Annotated in this window: 23 protein-coding genes, 1 tRNA gene and 1 pseudogene; 17 read left to right on the plus strand and 8 right to left on the minus strand. The window is 62.9% G+C overall.

The features are described from left to right. The first annotated feature begins 80 nt into the window (after positions 1 to 80). The 5 genes from ccmE to QU596_RS02185 are packed head-to-tail and all read left to right on the plus strand — an operon-like array spanning position 81 to position 4012. Positions 81 to 521 (plus strand): cytochrome c maturation protein CcmE, encoded by a 441-nt coding sequence (gene ccmE / locus QU596_RS02165; protein ID WP_308516802.1) that lies wholly within the window; start codon positions 81 to 83, stop codon positions 519 to 521. After that, on the plus strand, positions 518 to 2449 hold the full coding sequence (locus tag QU596_RS02170; protein ID WP_308516803.1) for a heme lyase CcmF/NrfE family subunit: 1932 nt from the start codon (positions 518 to 520) through the stop codon (positions 2447 to 2449). The genes ccmE and QU596_RS02170 overlap by 4 nt, the downstream gene beginning before the upstream one ends. Continuing rightward, positions 2446 to 2973: a redoxin family protein gene (locus QU596_RS02175; protein WP_308516804.1), complete on the plus strand. Its 528-nt coding sequence runs from the start codon at positions 2446 to 2448 to the stop codon at positions 2971 to 2973. Before QU596_RS02170 ends, QU596_RS02175 begins: the two co-directional genes overlap by 4 nt. Further along, positions 2970 to 3383 (plus strand): cytochrome c-type biogenesis protein, encoded by a 414-nt coding sequence (locus tag QU596_RS02180; RefSeq protein WP_308516805.1) that lies wholly within the window; start codon positions 2970 to 2972, stop codon positions 3381 to 3383. The genes QU596_RS02175 and QU596_RS02180 overlap by 4 nt, the downstream gene beginning before the upstream one ends. Continuing rightward, complete coding sequence (locus QU596_RS02185) at positions 3383 to 4012, plus strand: tetratricopeptide repeat protein (protein ID WP_308516806.1); 630 nt, start codon at positions 3383 to 3385, stop codon at positions 4010 to 4012. Before QU596_RS02180 ends, QU596_RS02185 begins: the two co-directional genes overlap by 1 nt. On the opposite strand, the gene QU596_RS02190 is transcribed toward QU596_RS02185, so the two are convergent. Then, positions 4009 to 4233: a DUF3072 domain-containing protein gene (locus tag QU596_RS02190; RefSeq protein WP_308516807.1), complete on the minus strand. Its 225-nt coding sequence runs from the start codon at positions 4231 to 4233 to the stop codon at positions 4009 to 4011. The two genes, QU596_RS02185 and QU596_RS02190, sit on opposite strands and share 4 nt — an antisense overlap. 61 nt (positions 4234 to 4294) lie before the next feature. Continuing rightward, a complete protein-coding gene (gene ald, locus QU596_RS02195) occupies positions 4295 to 5401 on the minus strand; it encodes an alanine dehydrogenase (protein ID WP_308516808.1) in 1107 nt (368 codons plus the stop codon). A gap of 177 nt (positions 5402 to 5578) precedes the next feature. Here ald and QU596_RS02200 point away from each other — a divergent pair, with 177 nt between their 5' ends. The 3 genes from QU596_RS02200 to QU596_RS02210 are packed head-to-tail and all read left to right on the plus strand — an operon-like array spanning position 5579 to position 8604. Continuing rightward, positions 5579 to 7519 (plus strand): potassium transporter Kup, encoded by a 1941-nt coding sequence (locus QU596_RS02200; protein ID WP_308516809.1) that lies wholly within the window; start codon positions 5579 to 5581, stop codon positions 7517 to 7519. 30 nt (positions 7520 to 7549) lie between these two features. Beyond that, entirely contained in the window at positions 7550 to 8113 is a 564-nt protein-coding gene (locus QU596_RS02205) for a PRC-barrel domain-containing protein (protein WP_308516810.1), read from the plus strand. Continuing rightward, entirely contained in the window at positions 8098 to 8604 is a 507-nt protein-coding gene (locus tag QU596_RS02210; RefSeq protein ID WP_308516811.1) for a 2'-5' RNA ligase family protein, read from the plus strand. Before QU596_RS02205 ends, QU596_RS02210 begins: the two co-directional genes overlap by 16 nt. Here the strand turns inward: QU596_RS02210 and QU596_RS02215 are convergent. Next, positions 8601 to 9026, minus strand: coding sequence for a DUF3775 domain-containing protein (locus QU596_RS02215; RefSeq protein ID WP_308516813.1), 426 nt, complete (start codon positions 9024 to 9026; stop codon positions 8601 to 8603). The two genes, QU596_RS02210 and QU596_RS02215, sit on opposite strands and share 4 nt — an antisense overlap. A 128-nt stretch (positions 9027 to 9154) precedes the next feature. Between QU596_RS02215 and QU596_RS02220 the strand changes: the two genes are divergently transcribed. The 4 genes from QU596_RS02220 (at position 9155) to QU596_RS02235 (ending at position 11386) form a co-directional block, all read left to right on the plus strand. Continuing rightward, a tRNA-Met gene (locus QU596_RS02220) sits at positions 9155 to 9231 on the plus strand. Positions 9232 to 9520: 289 nt separating this feature from the next. Next, complete coding sequence (locus QU596_RS02225; RefSeq protein WP_308516815.1) at positions 9521 to 10123, plus strand: PEPxxWA-CTERM sorting domain-containing protein; 603 nt, start codon at positions 9521 to 9523, stop codon at positions 10121 to 10123. A gap of 3 nt (positions 10124 to 10126) precedes the next feature. Next, a complete protein-coding gene (locus QU596_RS02230; protein WP_308516816.1) occupies positions 10127 to 10786 on the plus strand; it encodes a L,D-transpeptidase family protein in 660 nt (219 codons plus the stop codon). 114 nt (positions 10787 to 10900) lie between these two features. Further along, positions 10901 to 11386: a CAP domain-containing protein gene (locus QU596_RS02235; protein WP_308516817.1), complete on the plus strand. Its 486-nt coding sequence runs from the start codon at positions 10901 to 10903 to the stop codon at positions 11384 to 11386. Here the strand turns inward: QU596_RS02235 and metC are convergent. Then, positions 11365 to 12537 (minus strand): cystathionine beta-lyase, encoded by a 1173-nt coding sequence (metC, locus tag QU596_RS02240; protein WP_308516819.1) that lies wholly within the window; start codon positions 12535 to 12537, stop codon positions 11365 to 11367. The genes QU596_RS02235 and metC overlap by 22 nt on opposite strands. A 36-nt stretch (positions 12538 to 12573) precedes the next feature. Further along, on the minus strand, positions 12574 to 12813 hold the full coding sequence (locus QU596_RS02245) for a YgaP family membrane protein (protein ID WP_308516820.1): 240 nt from the start codon (positions 12811 to 12813) through the stop codon (positions 12574 to 12576). Between the two features lie 399 nt (positions 12814 to 13212). Here QU596_RS02245 and proS point away from each other — a divergent pair, with 399 nt between their 5' ends. From proS to dnaE, 5 genes are all read left to right on the plus strand, one after another. Beyond that, positions 13213 to 14535 carry a proline--tRNA ligase gene (gene proS, locus QU596_RS02250; RefSeq protein ID WP_308516821.1) on the plus strand — a complete coding sequence of 441 codons (1323 nt, stop codon included), beginning with the start codon at positions 13213 to 13215 and terminating at the stop codon, positions 14533 to 14535. Beyond that, positions 14532 to 15782, plus strand: coding sequence for a lipoprotein-releasing ABC transporter permease subunit (locus tag QU596_RS02255; RefSeq protein WP_308516823.1), 1251 nt, complete (start codon positions 14532 to 14534; stop codon positions 15780 to 15782). The genes proS and QU596_RS02255 overlap by 4 nt, the downstream gene beginning before the upstream one ends. Beyond that, positions 15775 to 16449, plus strand: a complete 675-nt coding sequence (locus tag QU596_RS02260; RefSeq protein WP_308516824.1) for an ABC transporter ATP-binding protein — start codon at positions 15775 to 15777, stop codon at positions 16447 to 16449. The genes QU596_RS02255 and QU596_RS02260 overlap by 8 nt, the downstream gene beginning before the upstream one ends. Continuing rightward, positions 16449 to 17378 carry a lysozyme inhibitor LprI family protein gene (locus QU596_RS02265; protein WP_308516825.1) on the plus strand — a complete coding sequence of 310 codons (930 nt, stop codon included), beginning with the start codon at positions 16449 to 16451 and terminating at the stop codon, positions 17376 to 17378. The genes QU596_RS02260 and QU596_RS02265 overlap by 1 nt, the downstream gene beginning before the upstream one ends. 109 nt (positions 17379 to 17487) lie before the next feature. Next, entirely contained in the window at positions 17488 to 20889 is a 3402-nt protein-coding gene (gene dnaE / locus QU596_RS02270; protein WP_420030953.1) for a DNA polymerase III subunit alpha, read from the plus strand. 3 nt (positions 20890 to 20892) lie between these two features. On the opposite strand, the gene QU596_RS02275 is transcribed toward dnaE, so the two are convergent. The 3 genes and pseudogenes from QU596_RS02275 to QU596_RS02285 form a co-directional block, all read right to left on the minus strand. After that, a complete protein-coding gene (locus QU596_RS02275) occupies positions 20893 to 21570 on the minus strand; it encodes a hemerythrin domain-containing protein (protein WP_308516828.1) in 678 nt (225 codons plus the stop codon). A gap of 323 nt (positions 21571 to 21893) precedes the next feature. After that, positions 21894 to 22625: pseudogene (mtgA, locus tag QU596_RS02280) on the minus strand (monofunctional biosynthetic peptidoglycan transglycosylase); the annotation flags it as partial. Between the two features lie 11 nt (positions 22626 to 22636). Further along, complete coding sequence (locus QU596_RS02285) at positions 22637 to 24187, minus strand: hypothetical protein (protein WP_308516829.1); 1551 nt, start codon at positions 24185 to 24187, stop codon at positions 22637 to 22639. Positions 24188 to 24223 lie beyond the last annotated feature (36 nt).

Here is a 24223-nt window from a genome sequence, read left to right on the forward strand (position 1 = left end):
ATCCTCACCGGGACGTTGGTAATTTGGGCCCTCCTGTCCATGCGCCGGGCCGAGGCCGCGGTCGACGCGATCACTCGGCGGTGAGGCCCAAAAACCAGCGGCTGGCGCTGGTCTGCGCAGCAATCGCCGCCGTGCTGTTGGCGGTCCTCCTTGCTATGTGGGGTCTGCGCGATCGAGCATCCTACTTCTACACGCCGGCTGACATCATGGCCGGTAAGGCTGCGGGTGGTCAGGCAATACGGCTGGGCGGCATGGTTGAAACGGGCTCGATCCAGCGCGCGCCCGACGGAGTCACCATCCGGTTCAGATTGACGGACGGGAGGGCCGCAACGCCGGTGACGTACCGAGGCATCGTCCCAGACCTATTCCGCGAAGGTAGCGGCGCCGTCGCCGAGGGGCGGATGCAAGGGGATACATTCGTCGCTGACACCATTCTCGCCAAGCACGACGAGCGTTACATGCCACCGGAACTCGGCAACCTTTCAGCTGAGCACAAGGTTGGGAAGACGCTGGAGAAATGATCGCGGAGGCGGGCCTCGCAGCGCTTTGGCTGGCAGCTGGCCTAGCTATTTATCAGTTAGTCCTGATGGTTCTCGCATTGCGCAGCGATGTGTCGGTCGCCCGGCCGATGCGAGCCGTTGCCGTCTCTCAAGGGCTACTGACGATTATTGCGTTCGCTGCGCTGCTCCTCGTTTTCGCCCGTAGCGACATGTCCGTCGCGCTTGTTTTCGCCAACAGCCACAGCGACAAGCCGTTTATCTACAAGATCGCGGGAGCCTGGGGGAACCACGAGGGCTCGATGCTGATGTGGGTTACCATCCTCTCCGTATCCGGGGCGTTTCTGGCGCTATTCTCACGCAAGCTTACCGAGCGAACCCTGATTTCAGGCCTGGGCAGCCAAGCGGTCCTCGCCATCGGCTTTTATGCCTTTTTGTTGATCGCTTCGAACCCGTTCAAGCGCCTGTTCCCAGCGCCGCCGAACGGGCAGGGCCTTAACCCACTGCTGCAGGACCCGGGGCTCGCCTTCCACCCCCCGACGCTTTACCTCGGCTACGTTGGCTTGTCGGTCGCCTTCAGCCTCGCCGTCGGCGCGCTGCTCACCAACGAGGTCGACAGCCGCCTGGCTCGCGCCATGCGGCCCTGGGTGCTAGGTGCCTGGGTGTTTCTTACACTCGGCATTACGGCCGGAAGCTACTGGGCTTATTACGAGCTTGGCTGGGGCGGCTACTGGTTTTGGGATCCGGTAGAAAACGCGTCCCTGATGCCTTGGCTAGCGGCGACAGCCTTGCTGCATTCCATCAACGTTCTCGCGGCGCGCGGCGCGCTTAAAGCCTGGACCATGATGCTCGCAGTGATTGCTTTCTCGATGTCGATGGTCGGGACTTTCCTTGTGCGATCCGGCATTCTGACATCGGTCCACGCGTTTGCGATCGATCCAGAGCGCGGAACTTTCCTGCTGGCATTGCTGACGATCTATGTCGGCGCCGCGTTCGTCTTGTTCGCGTGGCGCGGCGCGACGCTCAAAGAGGGGGCACCGTTCCAGCTCATCAGTCGCGAAACAGGGCTGGTAGTGAACAACCTGATTCTCAGCGTCATCCTGGGCATTGTCTTTCTGGGCACGCTCTATCCGCTCTTCGTCGAGGGGATCAGCGGCGAGAAGATGTCGGTCGGTGCACCTTATTTCAACGCGGTCGCCGGCCCCCTCGCTCTCGTTCTGGCGGCGCTCGTAGGTGTCGGTCCACTGCTTAGGTGGCGGCGGGAGCGACGCCCTGTGCTCGCGAAGCTGAAGATCCCCGCGCTTCTCGGCGTTACCGCTTTCGTCATCACAATAATCATCTCGGCCAGCAATAGCCTGTTGTCGCGTTTCGGATTTGCCGTCGCCGCATTCCTCGCGGCTTCCAGCATTCTGCCGCTGCTCGGCCGCAATCCCTTACGCGCTCCGCTCGCGACGTGGGGCATGGTCGTTGCGCACCTGGGTATTGCGGTGTCACTGGCCGGCATGGCCTCAAATGCTGCTTTCACGAGTGAGCGCCTTGCCGTGGTTCAACTCGGAGAGACGGTCAAAGTTGGCCCATGGCTCGTTCAACTCGAGGACGTCACGCCGACCGCCGGGCAGAATTGGACCGCAATCGAAGCGCAATTGCGCGCAACCCGGGGCTCCGGCCCGCTCTTTCTTCACCCGCAAACCCGATATTTCACCGATCCGGTCACCGAAACCAACGAGGCCGCGATCGACACGTTCTGGAACGGGCAGCTTTATACGGTTCTCGGCAAGGCCGATCCATCCGGTGGTTGGCAGGTGCGGCTTTGGTGGAAACCATTCGTGACCCTGATCTGGGCGGGCGGGTTTCTGATCGCATTCGGTGGCGCGCTCGCACTGGGGGGACGGCTCTGGCGGATGCGGCGGCGAGGTGCGTCGTCGGATTGGCGTCGCGAGCGCTACGCATGAGTCGCGGTCTTCGCCTGGTCCCGATCATCTTGCTGCTATGGTTGGTGTCGACCTTCGCATGGCGCTTGATCAAGCCCGCCGATCCTGCGGTTCGGTCTCAGCTTGTCGAGCGGTCCTTACCGAACTTCACGTTGCCGCCGATGGTACCTGGGAAAGCGGGTTTAAGCGCGTCGGATCTTGCCACCGGGAAGCCACGGCTGCTCAATATTTTCGCGAGCTGGTGCGTTCCGTGCATTGGCGAAGCTCCGGTACTCGAAGAGTTAAAGCGGCGCGGCGTGCCAATCGATGCGATTGCCGTTCGTGACCGTCCGGTAGCGGTCCAAACGTTCCTCAACAGTCACGGCGACCCTTACCAGCGGATTGGAAACGACCCGCAGTCCGCGATACAAATTTCGTTGGGATCGTCCGGCGTGCCGGAGACGTTCGTGGTCGACGGGCGCGGGGTGATCAGACATCAATATGTTGGCCCGCTGACGAAGGCGAATATCCCGGGCGTGATCGCCCAACTCCAGGCGCTAAAGTGAGACCGGCGATCCTCGCCTTGATCCTGCTGCTCGCCGCGCCCGCGTTCGCCGACAGCGATCTCCCACCGGCCTATTGGGCCAACCGTCAGCTTCCCGACGCAAAGCAGGAAGCTCGCGCGCAGGGCCTGATGAACGAAATCCGATGTCTTGTGTGCCAAGGTCAATCCATCGCCGACTCTGATGCTGAACTTGCCGGAGACATGCGCGACCTCGTCCGTCGCCGCATTGCAGCGGGGGAACAGCCGTCCGCCATTCGGTCCTGGTTGGTCGAGCGATATGGAAGCTGGATCAGCTACAAGCCGACTGCCGAGCCGGCCGCCTGGCCGCTGTGGCTGCTGCCCATCGCGTTATTGATCGCGGGAGGGTGGCTGGTGCGGCGTCGCGTCAAGTTGGGGCGGGGGCAGAGCTGATGGGTTGGTTCGTCCTTGGGGTCCTGCTGGCGATCAGCATTGGCTTGATCTGGATCCAGCGCGTGCGCGGCGGCCTGCTTACCGCCAGCGCCGCAGCACTGCTTGTCGGCGCGTCCGGTTACGCGCTGCAGGGTCGACCGGATCTGCCTGCCGCGCCCGCCGAGCGGGTCGACAAAAGCGACGCCTTTCCCCTGACGGATGCGCGACATGCATTTTTCGGCCACTTTACCGCGGCGGAAAGCTGGCTGCGGATGTCCGAGGCACTCGCCCGCGACGGCAAGAGCGAAGACGCTGTCGGCATTCTTCAAAACGCTGCGCGCCGTTACCCAGGCGATCCGCAAATCTGGATTGGCCTAGGCAACGCCTTGGTCGATCATGCCCATGGCCTGACGCCGCCCGCCGAGATGGCCTATCGCCGAGCCGCACAACTTGCGCCGGGTTATCCGGCGCCAGCGTTCTTTTATGGCCTTGCGATGGCGCGGTCGGGGGATCGTGAAGGCGCGATAAATATGTGGAACGGCATCCTCGCGACTGCACCGCCGAACGCGCAGTGGCGTCCGCTGGTCGAGCAGGGCGTCAATGCGCTCACCAACCCTCCGCGCCAGCAGCCACCAGCGCTTGGCCGCTAGTCGCCGCGTCCTGTCGCCGCCTGTAGTTCGTCGATTCGCTTCGACGCATCGGCCTTCGAAAGATCGGGTTCGAATTCAGCGCCGGCCTCTTCACTAAGCGTCTGCAGGTAGGAGGCTTGCGCGCCGGTCATGGGCTCGTCGCCCGTTACCCAATCGTCAGGGTTCTTCTCGGCATTCCCGGTCGGATGCTGCTTGGGATCGGTCGGAATGTGGGTCGACATTGATGCACCTTTACAATCACTTGATCGGTGCACCAACGCCGAGTGTTCTCTTTGTGTTCCGTTATGCGGCCACCGGCTCGTAAGCCAGGTCGAGCGCTTCGGCGACCGCTTCGTGGCGGATTTTACCGCCCGACACGTTGAGTCCCATCGCAAGATGCGGGTCCTGCTTCATTGCTTCTTCCGCGCCGAGGTTCGCAATCTTGATCGCGAAGGGCAGGGTCGCATTGTTGAGCGCGAAGGCGCTCGTCCGGGCAACCGCGCCCGGCATGTTCGCCACGCAATAATGAATGATCCCATCGACCTCGTAGACCGGATCGGCATGCGTCGTCGCATGGCTGGTCTCGAAGCAGCCGCCCTGGTCGATCGCGATGTCGACCAGCACCGATCCGCGCTTCATCGTTTTCAGCATTTCCCGCGTGACGAGCTTCGGCGCCGCGGCACCCGGAACGAGGACTGCGCCAATGACCAGCTCGGCCTCCTTAACGGCATTCGCGATCGCCGCGCGCGAAGCGTATGCGGTCTTGATCTGGCTCGAGAAGAACATGTCCAGCTCGGCCAGGCGGTCGTTGTTGATGTCGTAAATGGTGACGTCCGCGCGCATGCCGGTCGCCATCTGCGCGGCATTCACCCCCGACACGCCGCCACCGAGGATCGCCACCTTGGCCGGCGCAACGCCGGGAACGCCGCCGAGCAGCACGCCGCGCCCGCCCTGTTCCTTCTCGAGATAATGCGCGCCGACCTGGACCGACATACGGCCTGCGACCTCGCTCATCGGCTTCAGCAGCGGCAGCGAACCATTGCGTGACGTCACCGTTTCATATGCGATGCAAGTGGCGCCAGACTTCATCAAACCTTCCGCCTGCGGCTTGTCTGCGGCGAGGTGCAAGTAGGTAAAGAGGATGTGCCGGGGCTCGAGCAGCGCGATTTCCGACTGCTGCGGCTCCTTGACCTTGACGATCATGTCCGCCGCCTTGAACACTGATGCAGCATCGGGAAGGATCTTCGCGCCGACGTTTTTATAAGTGTGGTCCGGGCAATCGATGCCATCGCCCGCCTTGGTTTCGACCACGACTTCGTGGCCGTGCGCGATCAGTTCCGCGACCGAAGCCGGCGTGAGACCCACGCGATATTCATGGACCTTGATCTCTTTTGGCACCCCAATGCGCATTACGTCGTTCTCTCCGATGGTGATGTTTGCGCGGGCCTATAGACCGGCTTTTCCTGGCTGTCCCCTGCGATTGCGGGGTCGAAACGGCGGTGCTATCCGGCGCGCTCCGCAGACGAGCGTGTCGAAGGCGGTTTTAGGAATGCAAGTTCGCAGTCTGCCGGGTTTGAACCGCACCACATGAGCATTACTCCCACCGGAGGCGCCACGACCGAGGCGCCGCAGGATACTGCGCACGGCCATGCTCATGGACCGCTGTACAAGCTCGTCATCGGCGCCATCGGTATCGTCTACGGCGATATCGGTACGTCGCCGATCTACGCCTTCCGTGAGACCTTCGCGGGTCATCATGAGCTGAAGGTCGACCAGCTTCACATCTTCGGCGTTCTCAGCCTCATTTTCTGGTCGATGATGATCATCGTGACGCTGAAATACGTCAGCATCATCATGCGTGCCGACAATAAGGGTGAGGGCGGTAGCCTCGCGCTTCTCGCGCTGATCAATCGCACCCTGTCCGGCAAGAAGAAGTGGACCAGCGGGGTGATCATGCTCGGCGTGTTCGCGACCGCGCTATTCTATGGCGATTCGATGATCACGCCGGCGATTTCGGTTTTGTCGGCGGTGGAGGGCCTGACGACCGTCAATGCCGGGCTGGAGCCGTTTGTCGTTCCCATCGCCATCGGCATCCTCGTCGGCCTGTTCACGATCCAGTCGCGCGGGACGGCGCGGGTGGGCCTGATGTTCGGCCCGGTCATGCTCCTCTATTTTCTGACGCTCGCGGTTCTGGGCGTGATTCACATCCTCGATCATCCCGCGGTGATCCTGGCGATGCTCAATCCGCTGAATGCCGTTCATTTCTTCACGTCGGATTTCGTCCGCGCCTTTATCGCCATGGGCTCGGTGGTGCTCGCAGTTACCGGGGCCGAAGCGCTCTACGCGGACATGGGACATTTCGGCCGTAGGCCGATCAAGATTTCGTGGATTTACTTCGTCCTGCCGGCGCTGTTGTTGAACTATCTCGGGCAGGGGGCGATGCTGCTGTCGGCCGACCCGAAGACCGCGCTTTCGCTTGTCCGGGATCCGTTCTTCTATCTGGCTTCGGACCAATGGCGGTTGCCGCTGGTGCTGCTCGCCACGGCCGCGACGGTGATTGCCAGTCAAGCGGTCATCTCCGGGGCGTTCTCGGTCACCCAGCAGGCGATTCAGCTTGGCTTCGTTCCGCGCTTGCGTATTGCCCACACCAGCGAAAGCGCGGCTGGCCAGATCTACATCCCTATCGTCAACTGGGCGCTGATGGTGATGGTCATCCTGCTGGTGTTGACCTTCCGCAGTTCGTCAAACCTGGCAGCCGCCTATGGCATTGCCGTCACTGGTGCGATGCTGATCGACACCGTGCTGATCGCAGTCGTGCTTCGGCAAATGTGGAACTGGAATCGCTACGTCGTGGGCGGGCTTCTCGCGCTCTTCTTCCTTGTCGACTTCACCTATCTCTCGGCCAACTTGCTCAAGATCCCCGCCGGGGGCTGGTTCCCGCTGCTGATTGGCGGAATTGCATTCACGCTGCTGACGACCTGGGCGAAAGGCCGCCAGCTGATGATCAGCCGGATGAACGAAGCCAGCCTGCCGATGGAAATCTTCATCAAGTCGGCAGCGCCGAGCGCGCAGCGCGTTCCCGGCACTGCGGTTTTCATGACCAGCTCGGCCAGTGGCGTGCCGCATGCGCTGTTGCACAATCTCAAGCACAACAAAGTGCTTCATGAGCGGGTCATCCTTTTGACCGTGCGTATCGAGGACGTCCCCTACGTCCCGCTCAAAAAGCGGATGGAAACCAGTCACTACGGATCTGGCTTCCACCGCGTCATCCTTCGCTATGGTTTCATGGAAGAGATCGACGTTCCAACAGCGCTCGCCCAACTCAAGGACATCGGCTCTCAGTGTAGGATGATGGACACCAGCTTCTTCTTGGCGCGGCAAACACTTCTCGCGTCATCAAGACCGGGAATGGCCATCTGGCGCGAGAAGCTCTTCGCCTGGATGCTGCGTAATGCGGAAAGTGCGATGGAGTTCTTCAAACTCCCGACCAACCGCGTCGTCGAACTTGGCAGCCAGGTCGAAATCTGAACCAAAATGGGCGCCGGGCATTCCGGCGCCATGGCTGACACCGTTTCCTGGATCGCGACGGCAGCGACGATCATCGCCGCCTCAATGACTGCTGCAAATTTGGGCTCGCGAATCACGGGTTATGGCTTTTGCGTATTCCTCGTCGGCTCGTTGGCTTGGATCGCCGCCGGACTGATGACCGGCCAGCCAGCACTTTTGTGGACCAACATTGTGCTGACCCTCCTCAATGTCTTTGGGATTTGGCGTTGGCTCGGCCGCCAGGCGAAAGTGGAAGAGGGTGCTCGGAGCGCGGCGGAAGTCAGCCACGAGACGCCCGGGGAAAGCCTTTTTCCCGTCTCGCTTTTGACCAAGGCGGCTGCAGGCAATGGGAATAGGAAGCTCGGCCAGTGCATCGATGCGATGGTCGGCTGCCGCACCGGACAGTTGAACTATATCGTCATCTCCGAAGGTGGCGTCGCTGGTATCGGGGAAACACTTCGCCGGGTACCTTGGCGGGACGTCAGCGTCGATGGAGAAGACGTGCGGGTGAAGATGGATCGCCGGGCATTTGATCGGCTTGAAATACTCGATCGGGATCAATGGCCGGGGCGCTAATCGTCACTGCGGAACTGGCACCTGCAGATTTCGCCTGGTTCGACAGCCTTAGGCGTCGACATTTTCCGCCTGAGCGCAATGTGTTGGGCGCGCACCTGACGATGTTCCATGCGCTGCCTCCGTCTGCCGAAAATGAGGTACGGCGCGATCTCGCACGCCTCGCCGTGCGGTCGCGGCCACGAGCGACGGTGGCCGGGCTCATGAACCTAGGTGGTGGCGTGGCCTATCGCATCGTCTCTGATGACTTAGAGGAAGTGCGGGAGGAGCTCGCCGACCGATTTCGCGGTCTCTTAACGGCACAGGACGCGGGGGGCTGGCGCCCGCATATCACAATTCAGAATAAGGTCGGCAGCAGCGTAGCGGCGCAGCTTAAGGCTGAACTGGAAGCGACTTTCGAACCGCATCCGCTGCATTCGAGCGGACTGGCGTTGCATCGATACCTTAATGGGCCGTGGGAGCAGGTCGCCTCTTTCGCATTTCGCGGCAGCTAAGAGAGGTCGCCAATCCCGTCGCAGCTTAGATCGAACGCAGCCATGCCTGATTCGAGCACCGACGCCAGCATTGGCTGCTGCATCAGTTCGTCAATTGCACCTCTAGCGCCGTCGCTGACGGTCGACTGCGCCTCCTCGATCGCCTCATCCCAATCGGCGGCTTCGTATGTGCCTTGGCCGACCCAGGTAAACGCGATCACTTCGGCCAGCTGGTCTTCGCCCAGATCTTCGAACGCCGCCTGCAGCTCTTCCTCGACGCTATCGTTGATCTCGTCCTCGAGGACGGAAAGCGCACCTTCCTGCTCGTCATCGACGTTGTCGGGATCCTCTCCACCGTCATAATCGCTGGCGGTTTGGGCCTCATATTCACGGGCCCGGAGGATGATTCGGCAAAGTGTGTCGAGTGGGGTCAGCGGGTCCATTGATGCCTCTTGTTGTTGTCGGCTCAACGAGGGCCGGGGTAAGCGGTTCCTCGCGTTGACCGACCGGATACGCGCACCTATATGCCGCGCCTTCCGGAGCCCTATCGGGCGGTCCCGAAGCGATTTGGGGCGGAGTAGCTCAGCTGGTTAGAGCAGCGGAATCATAATCCGCGTGTCGGGGGTTCAAGTCCCTCCTCCGCTACCATTTCCTGCGCCGTGTCTGGCGCACAACACCCACCGGAAAACTACTAAGGAAGTTTTGCTGGCAATTTGCGGGCCGCAACAAATCTCCTAATCGATGGTTAACGGTTGAATAACCAAGTTCGGGGCTGATCCTTGGTAGACGCGCGTTTTTCCCTAAAGTTTGAGTTTAGTTTGGATCTGCGCCGGGGTTCTGGCGCGAGATGAGCGCGCTTTCAGCTTCATTGGCAGGAAGGCGCGGCCTAATCGCCCTGCTAGCGCTTGCAATCGCGGCTGCGATTGGAATCAGCGTCATGAACGATCGAGGCATGTTCGGTCGCTCGCCGGATTCGTCCGCGGTGCCAGGCGTGGTCCGCAATAGCGTTCAGGCCGGAGTGAACAGTCTTAAAGCCGTCGGCGACAGCGTCGCGAGCTTGTTCGATAGCCGCTCGCCCGGTGAACGCGCGGCGGGCGTGCTTGCAAATATGAAGCACCGGAAAGCGCCCGCGCTCCATCAGCGCGCGCTGCCCAAGGTTCGTAAAAACCCGGTGAACCCTCTCGCGGGTATCGTTGGCGCGGTTCCGACGCCGCCAGTCGAGGCTCCTCCAATTGCGCCGCCGCTAGAAAAGGTTCTCAGCGGTGCACCGAGTGGGCCGGTCGCGATTTCACCGCCTCCGGGCGGCACTATCGGCGGACCGGGCGGCGGGGGATTCCCCGGCGTATTCGTCCCCGGTGGCGGCGGGGGAGGGGTCATTATCCCGCCGCCCGCCGTCAACCCGCCCGTGACGCCACCTGTCGTAACCCCGCCGACCACGTCTGGCGTGCCTGAACCGTCGACGTGGGCGATGATGCTATTAGGGTTCATCCTAATCGGTACCGCCGCGCGTCGCGCGCAAGCCCGTTCGGTTATTGCCTAAAAGATGAAGGCAAGACTGGCCGCCGGTGCGGCTCTGTTGATAATTTTGATCGGGGCGTGCTGGCTCTGGTTCTCGGCTGAAGCTCCACCGGCAAGAACCGAATTGCCTCAGGCGGCGGCAGCACCAAAAGCGTTAGCGTTGCCACCGGAGGCAGCGGCCAGTCGCGTGCTCCTGACAGACGACCAAGTTCAAAAAGCTCTCCAAGACGGGACGCTCGATCGCCCCGTGAAGTCGCTCCTCAAGGTTCGCGGCCCATTGCAATTTGGCGATTACCGCTGGGATGATGCTGGAGTGCCGTCCGGACCCACGTGGATCCGCGTCGACTTGGGTAAGCAGTTGCTTTCCGTTTTTCGGGCTGGGCACGAAATCGGTACGTCGGTGATCGTCTACGGCGGAGACAATAAGCAGACCCCGTCGGGCACACTGCACGTCCTGGCCAGGGCGCGCGATCACCGCTCGTCACTCTACGATGCGGAGATGCCGTTCACCCTGCGGCTCACCGATGATGGGGTCTCAATTCACGGAAGCACGGTGGCGTCCGGCAAGGCCACCCATGGCTGTATTGGCGTTCCTCTGGCGTTCGCCGGGCGCTTGTTCGATGCGACCAGGGTTGGCGAGGAGGTTGTGATCGTCCCTGCTGCACCCAGAACGCCTGTTTCCTGACGCCGCGTTAACCCTGGTTCGTAACGGGCTGCCAAGCCTGACATCCGTAATTTGGCGCTTCGAACAGAGGCGCACGTGGCAACCCGCAATCTTAGTCCCTTCGTTGCAATCGCAATGCTGGTCAGCAGTCCGCTGCTGATTGGAGGGACTTCGGCACGCGCAAACTTCAACGAGCGCCTGCTCGCCGCGCAGAATGCCGAGCGCGCAAAGCTTGGTGTTCCGGCATTGAAGTGGAATGCGGGCCTCGCCGCCGATGCTCGCCAATGGGCCGATCAGCTCGCCGCCACTGGGCGATTCGAACATTCGGCCGACGAGCCGGGGAAAGAACCGCAGGGCGAAAATCTTTGGGCCGGTACGCCTCGCGCATTTACGCCGGAAGCGATGGTGGGCCTGTGGGCCGCCGAAAAGCGCGATTACAAACCGGGCGTGTTCCCGAACAACAGCCGGTCGGGCGACGTCGAGCAAGTCGGACATTACACCCAGCTGATCTGGCGCGCGACCGGACAGGTCGGTTGCGCCACCGCAATCGGCAAAAAGGAGGAAGTCCTGGTTTGCCGCTACAGTGAAGCTGGCAACGTCTACGGCGAGCGGCCTGCCTGATCGAAGGAAGCCGCGAGGTCGGCAATCAAATCGTCGGGGTCTTCGAGGCCTATGTGAAGGCGCACTAGGTTGCGCGCGGGCGGGTCGCTCACCGTCCTCTGAGGATCAACTGGCAAGACCAGGCTTTCGTATCCGCCCCAACTATACCCGATCCCGAAAAGATTTAACGCATCGACGAAAGCGTCGCGATGAGCCGCAGCGTCTCCGGCGAGCTCGAAACTAAAAAGCCCGGAGGAACCGCGGAAATCTCGCTGCCAGAAACCATGGCCGGGACAATCCGCGAGTGCAGGGTGAAGCACCCGGCCGACTTCTGAACGCGTTTTCAGCCAATGCGCGACCTTCAGCGCATTCGCCTCATGTTGGCGCAGGCGAACCGCCATCGTCCTCAGTCCGCGCGAGGCCAGGAAGCAGTCGTCAGGCGACACCGCGAAGCCGAGGTCCCAGGCCGCCGTCTGGATGCGCTCGTAATAACTTGCGGTGGTGGTGGCGGAACCCAGCATGACGTCAGCGTGACCGCCGACATATTTGGTTGCCGCCATGATCGTGACATCGACCCCGGCGGCAATGGCTGGAAAGAGGAGGGGAGTCGCCCAGGTATTGTCTAGCAATGTGACGATGCTGCGCTCTCGCGCGGCAGCGCAGATGGCCGCCACGTCCTGCACCTCCATGGTGAGTGAACCCGGGCTCTCAAGGACGACCATACGGGTCGATTCACTGAAAAGGTCGGCGATGCCGCTGCCGACCAATGGGTCGTAATAGCGCGTCGCGATGCCCAACCGGCGCAGCATCGTATCGCAAAATTTGCGCGTGGGGCCGTAGACGCTGTCGGGAACCAGGAGTTCGTCCCCAGCTGTCAGAAGCGACAGCAACGGGCCGGTGATTGAGGCTAGGCCCGTTGGATACAAAACGGTCCCAGCCGCGCCGGGCTCTAACTCGGTCAAGGCTTCGGCAAGGGCCCAATAGGTCGCGGTGCCTTGAAGCCCATATCGATACCGCCCGTGACCAGGCTTGCTCGCGCGAAGCTCGGCCAGGTCTTCGAACAAGATGCTCGATGCACGCTCGACCGGGACGTTGACGAGTTTGCCGCGCCACTCCGGCCGACGCCCGCCGTGCACGAGCTTCGTCGCCGGACCGGTTTTACGGTCAGTCATTGGTGAGGAGGGGCCGCGTTGCCACGGCCCGAAAGCTTACAGGCCCGAGCGGTCGTCGGTGGTCGAGTAGGGCTGTTCCTGGACGCTCGTATCGACGTCGATCATCTTGTAGAAGATGCAACGCGCGAGCAGGCCAGTGATCAGCAGATACGCGGCCACGACGTAAACGACGATTTTCGCGACATCCGAAAGACCCGCGAAATAGGCGAGGACGCAGAGGCCCAGCGCCACGACAATGCGAACTACGCGATCTTCCGGTCCGATATTCCTGGTCATTGCCGCTAACCCCTTATTCAAGCGCTCTGAGAGCCTTCTAGGACGGGCGGTTCCTCCCATCAATATCGCGTTCGCGTCAATCGCATTCATGATTTGTGTGCAGGCGCCTTTGACAGAAACGCAAACGCCCGGATCGACATGCGATCCGGGCGCCCTGCGTGACGATTGCTCGCCAGCCCCCTTGGATGTGTCGCGGAGCCAGCGTCCCCAGTCGCCTACTCCGCGCCCCGAACCCGACCCAAGGGTCTGTGTCCGGACAAGCGCTGGGTAGGCCGCAAGCTTGCGCCTTGTCACCGCTGATTCGTCTCGGCGTTGCGATTCTGCCGAGGCCTGTGTCGAATGGGTCACATCGGCCGCGCGGTTGCCAGTGTCGATGAATGACCGCTAGAGCGCGCGCCCATGCGCTGGTCACAAGCATTCTTGCCCGTTCTCAAGGAAAGTCCCTCTGACGCTCAAATCGTCAGCCACAAGCTGATGCTGCGCGCCGGACTGGTTCGCCAGACCGCCGCAGGCATCTATGCGTGGCTGCCGCTCGGCTACCGAGTGTTACAGAAGATCGAGCAGATCGTGCGCGAGGAACAAAACCGCTCGGGCGCGCAGGAAATGCTGATGCCAACACTGCAGTCGGCAGACTTGTGGCGCGAGAGCGGCCGCTATGACGCCTACGGTCCTGAAATGCTCCGCATCCGTGACCGGCACGAGCGCGAGATCCTCTACGGTCCGACCAACGAAGAGATGATCACCGCGCTCTTCCGCGATGACGTGAAGAGCTACCGCGATCTGCCGCGCACGCTCTACCACATCCAGTGGAAGTTTCGCGACGAAGTCCGTCCGCGCTTCGGCGTGATGCGCGGACGCGAATTTCTGATGAAGGATGCCTACAGCTTCGACCTAGACGAAGCTGGCGCGCGCCAGAGCTACTACACGCAGATGCTGGCCTATCTGCGCACCTTCCAGCAGCTCGGCATCCGAGCGGTGCCCATGAAAGCAGCATCAGGCCCGATCGGCGGCGACCTCAGTCACGAGTTCATCGTCCTCGCGCCGACCGGCGAGAGCGAAGTCTTCTATGACGCCGCATACGAGGATTTTGACTGGCAGCAGTCGGATCTGGCGTATGGTGACGAAGCCGGCCTTCAGAACCTCTTCGACCGCGTCAACTCGACCTATGCCGCGACCGACGAGACTCACGACGAAGCGCGCTGGGCAACGGTTGCCGGGGATCGCCAGCGCACTGGCCGGGGGATAGAGGTCGGCCACATCTTCTACTTCGGCGACAAATATTCGAACGCCATGGGCCTGAAGGTTTCAGGCCGTGACGGCACGACGGTCACACCGATGATGGGCAGTTATGGCGTCGGCGTTTCCCGCCTTGTCGGCGCCATCATCGAGGCTAGTCATGACGATGCCGGCATTGTCTGGCCGGAAGCAGTAGCCCCCTGGAGGGTCGGCATCGTCACCATGCGAGCCGATGACGAGCCCAGCAACGCCGCGGCTGCGTCGCTTTACGAAAAGCTTCGAGCCGCCGGCGTCGAGGTCCTGTTCGACGATCGCGACGAGCGGGGCGGGGTCAAGCTTGGCTCGATGGACCTCATCGGCCTGCCCTGGCAGGTCGTCATCGGCCCGCGTGGCATCGCCAACGGCACCGTCGAGTTAAAGCGCCGTTCAACGGGAGAGCGCGAAGAGCTTAGCCTCGAAAGCGCATTGGCAAGGCTGACTCAGTGATCCTCAATCGCGCCGAGCGAATGCTCGCCCGCCGCTACCTTCTCCCTGGCAAAGGCGAGGGATTCATTTTCCTCGTCGCCAGCATCAGCCTGGTCGCCGTCGCCCTCGGCGTCGCCGCGCTGATCATTGTGATGAGCGTAATGAACGGCTTCCGCGCCGAGCTGTTCGACAAGATCGTCGGCCTCAACGGTCACGCCGTCGTCCAGTCCTACGATGGGCGCCTGTCGAACTGGCAGCAGATCGCCGAGCAGGCGAAGAGGACGCCGGGCGTAACTTCGGCCATTCCGCTGATCGAGCAGCCGTTAATGGCCACGGCTAATGGCCGTTTTGAGGGCGTACTCGTCCGGGGCATGCGCTTTGAGGACATTCGCGCCAACAAGACGATCATGGGCAATGTTCGCGCCGGCGACATGAAGTCCGTGACGCCGGGCAGCGGCATGGTCGCCCTGGGCTCCAGGCTTGCCGACACGCTAGGCGCCTATCCTGGCAGCAAGATTACATTGTGGAACCCCGAAGGCCGTTCAACGGTGGTCGGTACGGTTCCGCGGGAAGTGACCTACACGGTCGGCGCGGTGTTCGAGATCGGCGTCTACGATTACGACAAGGCCTTCGTGTTGCTTCCGATGCAGGATGCGCAGGAATTGCTGCTGACCGGCGATTCCGTCGGGATGATCGAAATCCAGACGCAGAACCCCGACAAGGTCGATCAGATCGTCGCGCCGCTCCGCAAGGCGGTGCAGGGCCAGGGCGCGATCGTCGACTGGCGTCAGATGAACTCCGCGCTGTTCCAGGCGCTTGAGATCGAGCGCGTCGCAATGTTCGTCGTCCTTTCCCTGATCGTGCTGGTGGCCGTATTCAACATCCTGTCCTCGCTGATCATGCTGGTTCGCGCTAAGACGCGTGACATCGCGATCCTGCGCACCATGGGTTCGAGCCGCAGCGGGATGATGAAAGTCTTTGTGACCGTGGGCGTGACGATCGGCTCGCTCGGCATCGTCCTTGGCGTAATCCTCGGCGCGATCTTCCTGTTCTTCCGTCAAAACGTCGTTGACGCCATTCAGGCGGTGACGGGCCAGAATCTTTGGGACCCGTCGGTACGCTTCCTGACCGATTTGCCCTCGAAGTCCGACCCGGTGGAAGTCGCGGCGATCGTTATCACCGCGCTGATCCTGTCGTTCCTTGCGACACTCTACCCGGCCTACAAGGCCGCGAGTACCGACCCGGTTCAGGTACTCCGCTATGAGTAGCCCGGTGCTCCAGACCGCTGGCCTCAAGCGCAGTTTCACCCAAGGCGAGGTGACCATCGATGTCCTGCGCGGCGTTGACCTCAGCATCCAGCCTGGCGAGATCGTCGCACTGCTGGGCCCCTCCGGCTCGGGCAAATCGACGTTGCTGCAAGCGGTCGGGTTACTCGAAGGGGGCTTCGAAGGATCGATTAAACTGGCCGGCGAGGAAGCCGCGACGCTTGACGACGACGGCCGAACGCGGCTGCGCCGCGACCTTCTCGGTTTCGTCTACCAGTTTCACCATCTCCTGCCGGAATTCAGCGCGGTCGAAAACGTCGTGCTGCCTCAGCTCGTCAGCGGGGCCGAGCCTGCAGCGGCGTACGAACGGGCACGCCAGCTGCTCGACACGCTCGGCCTCGGCAAGCGCCTCGATCACCGACCCGCCAAGCTGTCCGGCGGCGAGCAACAACGCGTCGCCGTCGCTCGTGCCCTCGCCAACAAGCCGCCGCTAATCCTCGCCGACGAGCCCACCGGCAATTTGGACGAACATACCGCCGACACGGTTTTCGCGGAATTTCTGAATCTGGTACGGGGTCAGGGCACCGCGGCACTCGTTGCGACCCATAACGAACGTCTGGCGGCCCGCATGGACCGCGTGGTGCGCCTCCACGAGGGCCGTCTCGAATAATGGTTGAACCGCCACCTTCGGATGAAGATGCCGTCCGGCAGGCTCCGTCGACGGCGAACTGGATCCTCATCGGTGCGCTGCTCCTCATTTTAGCGTTCGGCATTTTCATCGCCACGCGCGGCGGCGGAGATCAGGATAAGCTCAGCAATCCCGAGGTGAGTTCAACGGCGGCGCCGAGCAAAGACAAGGTCTGCGCCAGTAAGTCCACCTACGACTTCATTAAGCGAGATCTCTTCCGCAGGGCCGCCCAGGTCCGGGGCAGCGACCAGGCCGAATATGACCAGTTGGCTGCCGCGGCATCCCTGCGGATGGAAAACCCGGTGATGGAAAGCGAGGACAGCCGTACCGGCGCGGTGAATTGCTCGGGCGCGCTATCGCTCGACCTGCCACCCGGCGTTGCAGTGGTCGGAGGGCGTCGCACGCTGTCGTCGGACGTCGACTACACCGTCCAGCCCGCTGCCGATGGCAGCGGCCAAGTCGTCCTGCTTCGCAATGCCGACGCGATCGTGACGCCGCTCGCGACCCTCGCGCGCACGGCCGAAACCCCGCCCGAGACCGCGGGCGAGCCGAATGGAGTCGATACCTCCGACGACGATAGCGCCGCAGCCACCGCCGCAGCGCCGATCCCGCCACAGCAGCCCGCCGTGGTCCGGCCGGGCTTCGACTGCGGCGGCGCGCGGACGACGGGTGAGCGCGCGGTTTGTGGCGACGGCGGTCTCGCCGCACTTGACGCGAACATGACGGCGCAATTCCGCCGCGCTCTGGCGAACGCTGCGCCGGCTGAGCGCGCGCTCCTGCAATCCACCGGACGTCGTTTCATCCGCTATCGCGACGGCTGCCGGGATCGTGAGTGCATAGCCGATGCCTATGTCGGGCGCATGCGCGAGATCCGCGACATCGTCGATGGCAATTGGCAGCCGCCGCGCTGAGGTTTTCGGGGATAAGTGACCGCCCGGCCTTTCATCCGGCAGGCCGCAATTCCATAACGTTCTTGTGACTCAGCCCTTCGTCCCGCTTCGCGTCTTCTCCTCCTTCACGATGCTCGAAGGGGCGATGGAGCCGAAGACGATCGCCGAGCGCGCGGCCAAGCTCGGCTTTCCCGCGGTCGCGCTCACCGATCGCAACGGCCTCTACGGTTCGATGCAATTCAGCGACGGCTGTTTCGCCAAGGGTGTGCAGCCGATCGTCGGCGCGATGCTCGCGGTCGCCCGTCCGCCGAAGCTTGGTGGCGAAGCCGGCATCGACTGGCTCGCGCTGCTCGCGCAGGACGAGCTTGGCTATGCGAACCTGTGCAAACTGGTCTCCTCCGCACACCTCGACCGTCCGATCGAACAGGATCCTCATGTCTCTTTCGCCCGCCTCGAGGAGCTTAGCGGCGGGCTCATCGCGCTGACTGCCGGCGCGGAAGGCGCGCTCGCCAAGCTGCTTGCCGCCGGCCAGCAGACCAAGGCCGAGGCTTATCTCGACCACCTCCAAGCGACGTTCCCGCAGCGCCTCTACATCGAACTGACGCGGCGGCAGGACCCGATCGAGGATGCCGCCGAGGCCGCGCTGCTCGATCTCGCCTATGCCCGCGACATTCCCATCGTCGCGACCAATCCCGCGGCCTATCCGGACCCGGCGTTCCACGCCGCGCACGATGCCATGCTGTGCATCGCCAATTCGGCCTATGTCGAAAGCGCGGATCGCATCACGTCGTCCGCCGAGGCTTGGCTCAAGGACACGGCGTCGATGAATGCCTTGTTCGACGATCTGCCGGAGGCGCTCTCCAATACCGTTGTCATCGCCCAGCGCTGCGCCGTCGCCGCACCCAAGCGCAAGCCGATCCTGCCGCGCCTTGGGCAGGACGAGGACGAACAGCTTCGCAGCGATGCCCGCGCAGGGCTGGAAGCGCGCTTGGTGGGCCGTGATCCTGCCCAGCTCCCGGCCTACATCGAGCGGTTAAATTTCGAGCTCGATGTCATCACCAGCATGGGATTCGCGGGTTACTTCCTGATCGTTGCCGACTTCATCAAATGGGCCAAGGCCAACGACATTCCGGTCGGACCGGGCCGCGGTTCCGGCGCGGGCTCGGTCGTCGCCTGGGCGCTCACCATCACCGACCTCGATCCGCTGGCGCTCGGCCTGCTGTTTGAACGCTTTCTCAATCCGGAACGCGTGTCGATGCCCGACTTCGACATCGACTTCTGCGAAACCCACCGCGACAAGGTCATCTCCTACGTCCAGCGCAAGTACGGGCGCGACAAGGTGGCGCAGATCATCACCTTCGGCCGCCTCAAGGCCCGCGCCGTACTCAAGGATACGGGCCGCGTCCTGCAGATGAGCTACGGCCAGGTCGATCGCCTCGCGAAGCTGATCCCCAACCACCCGACCGACCCATGGACGCTGGAACGTTCGCTCAACGGCGTTTCGGAGCTTGCCGCCGAGTACAAGGGCGAGCCGGACGTCAAACGGCTGTTCGACCTCGCCATGAAGCTGGAGGGCCTGCCGCGCCACGCTTCGACCCACGCAGCGGGCGTCGTCATCGGCGACCGGCCGCTGGACGAGCTCGTCCCGCTCTATCGCGACCCGCGCTCAGACATGCCCGTCACGCAGTTCGACATGAAGTATGTCGAAGGGGCAGGCCTGGTGAAGTTCGACTTCCTCGGCCTCAAAACGCTCTCGGTCCTCAAGGAAGGCCAGCGGCTGCTTCGCGAGCAGGGCATCGAGGTCGATTTCGGTGCGTTGCCGTGGGACGACACTGCTGTCTACGACCTGCTCCAACGCGGCGACGCGGTCGGCGTATTCCAGCTGGAATCGGAAGGCATGCGCCGGACCCTATCGGCGGTTCGCCCAACCAACTTCGGCGACATCATCGCACTCGTCGCCCTCTATCGCCCGGGGCCGATGGACAACATTCCGTTGTTCGGCGACCGCAAGAACGGCCGCGTGCCCATCGAATATCCCCACCCTTTGCTCGAAGGCATCTTGGCCGAGACCTACGGCATCTTCGTCTATCAGGAACAAGTGATGCAGGCCGCGCAGATCCTGGCGGGCTACTCGCTCGGCGACGCCGATTTGCTCCGCCGCGCGATGGGCAAGAAGATCAAGGCCGAGATGGACGCCCAGCGCGCGACCTTCGTCGAGGGCTGCGCGAAGCACAACAATATCCCCGCCGCAAAGGCCAACGAGCTGTTCGACTTGATCGACAAGTTTGCGGGCTATGGCTTCAACAAGAGCCACGCCGCTGCCTACGCGCTCGTCGCCTACCAGACAGCTTGGCTCAAGGCACACCACCGCGCCGAATTCTATGCGGCCTCGATGAGTTTCGACATGGCGCTGACCGACAAGCTCGGCATCTTCGTCGAGGACATGCGCCGCGGGGGCGTCGAATGCCTGCCACCGGACATCAATGCCAGCCATCCGTTCTTCACGGTTGAAAATGGGGCGGTCCGCTATGCGCTGGGCGCGCTCAAGGGCGTCGGCGAAAAGGCGATGGAAGCCCTAGTCGAGGAGCGCGATCGGCACGGCCTGTATCCGAGCCTGGAGGAATTCGCCGCGCGCATCGATCCCCGGCTGCTCAATCGGCGCCAACTCGAAAGCTTGGCCGGGGCAGGGGCCTTCGATTCGATCAAGCCGGACCGCGCCGCCGTCTATGCGGCCGCGGAGATCATCCTCGCGCATGCCGCCAGCGCCCAGGATCAGCGCGAGAGCGGACAGGCAGCGCTGTTCGGCAGCAATCCTGCCGAGGCCGCACCGATCCGACTTCCGCGCGACGCCTCGTGGACCTTGGCCCAGCGCATGGCCGCTGAGCGCGATGCGTTCGGCTTCTACTTCTCTGCCCACCCTGTCGACGCATCGCGGCACCTGCTCGCGGCGCACAAGGTCAAGACCTTCGCGGAGATCGGCGAGCTGCAGATCGCCGAAGGGGAGCGGGTGGGCGCCCACATGGCAGCCCTGATCGAGGATACGCGCTGGCGCACGTCCGCCAAGGGGCGCCGCTACATGATGGCCACGCTCAGCGACAATTCGGGACAATTCATCGTCACCGCCTTCGATGACGATGCCACAGCCGCGCTCGAAGCCGCCGCAAAGGCAGGACAGTGCGGCCTATTATCCGTAGAACTCGATCGCCGCGCCGGCGACGAAACGCCCCGCGTCACCGTGAAGCGTTTTCAATCACTGGGAGACGTGGCCAAGCGAACCCGCCTGCAGATGACCGTTCGCGTGCCGGATGGCGGAATGGTCACTCGCGTTGCGAGCAGCCTAGCCACCGCCCGCGGCTCCAACGGGCTTTTGCGTTTCATAGTCCCGATGAGCGGTGGCGGCGAAGCCTCGATAATCGCCGGCCGCGACTTCGCGCTCGACGCGGAGCTGGCGGCGCACGTCGAACGGATCAGCGGCGAGGGGAGCGTCGACCTGTCCGCGCAAGAACCGCCGAAGCTCGCCCTCGTCGGCTAAGGCTCACGCCATCCAGAAGCCGTCGCGGTTGACCAGGCTAGTCACGCGATCGTTCTGATCTTCGCTCAGCGACTGCTTGAAGCGCGGGAAGACCTGCTCTTCTTCCATATGCGCATGCTCGGCGACCAGTGCGCGGAATTCGCGGACCGTCTCCAACCAACTGGGCGCTTCCGGGCCCATCTCGTTGAGCTGGTAGATGAACGTCTTGATATAGCCATGCTCGCCCTCGAGGTGGTCGGCGTCGACGGTTTCATCCGCTTCGCGAAGCGCTGGATAGACGACCATTTCTTCCTGATGCGCATGCTTGTCGAGCGCGTGGGTCAGCTTCATCAGCAGCATCTTGCGCTTAAAGCTCTGCGTATCGTCGGTCGCCAGCATCTTGTCGAAGATGGCCAGCGCCATGTCATGCTCCGCGGCGAGGATCTCGTCCCAGTCGCCAGCAGCCGATTCCAGGCCCTGCATCAGGAATTTGCGCCCGTAGTTGGCAGCAAAGCCGATGGCTGCACCGCCCAGAGCGGCAGCGAGGATCGGAGCCGTGCCTTCGCCCCATGAAAAGGCGCTGCGGCTCTGATTGCCGCGATTGCTGCTCGATGAGCGTTCGCTGCTGCCGCTGCTGCGATTGTCGCCGTTGCGGCTGTTGCCGGAACGGTTCGAGGTCCGGCTTTGGGTACGCGTTGCCATTACATCCTCCTGATTTTTCGGTTGCCCCGTCAACCCTTACAGAATGTGGGCCGTTCCTATCGTGAAGCCTGCGTTACGATCTAGCCTCAGCCCTGGTTTTCGACGGGCGGTAGCGTTTCAGCAGGACGCTGCTCTGCGGCCGGGAGCGGTGGGACAACCTCGACTGGACGATCCTGCTCGGTCGCCTCAGGCACGGGCTCCGCCTGCGCAGGCTCCGCAGGTGGGAGAGGCTTGGCGGTTTCATATTCTTCGCCAGGCAGCGGCCGCGCTTTCTTAGTGACCGAAGGCGGCGCCTTGTTCACCGGCGCAGGCGCGTCGCGATAGACGCACGCATCCAATCCGTCGCGCGAAACCGCGCCGATCCGTGCCGTGATCGTGTTCCCGTAGCGCCGCGTGAAGCCCTTCGGGGCAATCGCCCCACGCTTCTTTGGCAAGGGAAGCACTGCGGCGATCCGCGCCGCCTCGGTCGGGCTCATCGCGCTCGCGTCGTGTCCAAAATAGCGCTGCGATCCCGCACTTACGCCGTAGGTCCCAATCCCCGTCTCGGCGAGGTTGAGATATACCTCCATGATCCGCCGTTTGCCCCACAGATGCTCGATTAGGAATGTGAACCACGCCTCGGCGCCTTTGCGCGCATAGCCGCCGCCTTGCCACAGGAACGCGTTCTTCGCAGTCTGCTGACTGATCGTCGATCCGCCGCGAATACGTCCACCCGATGCGTTTCTTTTCATCGCATCTTCAATGGCTTCATAGTCGAAGCCGTTATGCGCACAGAATTTCCCGTCCTCTGCCGCAATGGCCGCGCGGACCATGTCGCGGTCGATTTGGCCGATCGGCATCCAATCCCGTGATGCCCCGCGTCCAGCCACGACGTCGCCAAGCATGGTCACCGTCGTCGGCGGGTTCACGAAGCGATAGGCCAGCACCCACAGCACCGAGAGAATCAGGCAGGCCAGCACCAGCTTGGCGATCCAGCCGAAGATGCGCCCGAGCAGCGATCCGCCTTTGCGCTTCCGTTTGTACTTCGGGATGGAGGGCGTGGATTTCCTGGCCATTGGCCCGGCGACTAGCGAGCCGCCGTCGCCGCGCCAAGCTTGGACAGCAACGCCAGCGATCCCGGATCCATCGGCCGATACTTGAGCGCAGCGTCCAGCTCCCGCCGGGCGCCAGCCCGATCATTCTGAGCGAGCAAAGCCGCCGCCAGATCGCGCCGGACCGGATAATGCCAGGCCGGCGGATCCGACACAGAACTGAAGTCGTCGCTCTCCTGCAATTCGGCAGCCTGCTGAAACGCGATCGCTGCTTCCGCTGGGCGACGATCCAACATCGCCGCGCGACCTATCAGCACGTTGCGCGCGATGAAAGTCATCGTCTGGGCCTGAAGCGAACCGTCGTCCTTGCTGAGTTCGCCGGTGATGCCACGGATCGCCGCGGCTTCCCGGCGGACGCCCGCGGCGTTGCCTTGCCGCGCCAGCGCCTCGCCGCGCGCATAATGCCAGGCGGCAATCAGGAACGGCAGTTTCGGCTCCGGCAGCGCCATGACTCGTGCTGGCTCGGCGAATTGCGCCATGGCCAGGTAACCGTTGGCGGCGATGAGCTGGCGGAACGCGCCTGCCTTGGTGTCCGTCTGCGATCGCTCGACCAGCGGCACGCCGAGTTTCAGCGCAATGTCGCGATCGCCGGCCTCCATGGCGCCGCCCAGCCCGAACGTCACATTATGCGCGTGATACGGTAGACCCCACACGCCGTCGGGCTGAGGCAGTCCCAACCGCTTGGCGTTCTCGATGCCGAGCTCGACAGCGCGCAGGTTGGTGCGCGCGGCCTCCTCATAGCGGCCGACCCAATAGTAAGTGTGACTTGGCATGTGCACGAGGTGGCTTGCCCGCGGCGCCAGCGCTGCCAGCTTGTCGGCATAGGGCTCGGCCTTGGCAGGCTCGCCGGCGACCTCGGTCGCGTGAATGTAGAAATGGATAGCCGGCGTGTTGTTCGGATTGCGCTTAAGGATGCCCTCCAGCAGCGGCATCGCCAGCGCGGCGTTAAGTTTCCACTCTTCGTTCGTCTTGGCCGGCGACATCAGCCACGCATCCGCCGCAATTACCGCAATCTCGTCGTCGGTCGGATACTGGCTCGCCAGCGCGGCCATCGCCCGCGCGAAGTTCAGGTCGCCGTTCTTGCCGCCGCTGCCATCCTTGTACCGCAGCTGCAGGGCATGGATCAGCGCGCGCTCGCGTTCTGTGCCATTCGTTTTCGCGAGGTCCGCCGCCTTGTCGGCCTGCGTCGCGAGCTCGCCGACCTCGTCCTCGCTCTTGCCGTAATTAATTGTCGGGCCGGAAGCCCAGGCCTCGCCCCACACGCACATCGCGCAGTGGGGGTCGAGCCGCACTGCCTCCTTCATCGCCTCGATCGCCGCCTTGTGTGCGAAGGCGTGCGCGAGCTGCATCCCATTGTCGAAATAGGCCTGGGCCTTCGGGTTCGTTGTCGTGATCGGGAAGCCGCCGTTGCCATAGCCTTCCAGCAGCATCGGCGTCTTCGGCGCAGCCATGTCACCGTGCGACATGTGGTCTTGCGCGGCGGCGGGCACCGCGGCGAACAGCATCAAGCCAAGCAATTTCTTCATGTGAGCCCCCTCGACCGAAAGCCTAGCACGCCGGCG

The sequence above is a fragment of the Sphingomonas flavescens genome (assembly GCF_030866745.1).
Taxonomy (GTDB): domain Bacteria; phylum Pseudomonadota; class Alphaproteobacteria; order Sphingomonadales; family Sphingomonadaceae; genus Sphingomicrobium; species Sphingomicrobium flavescens.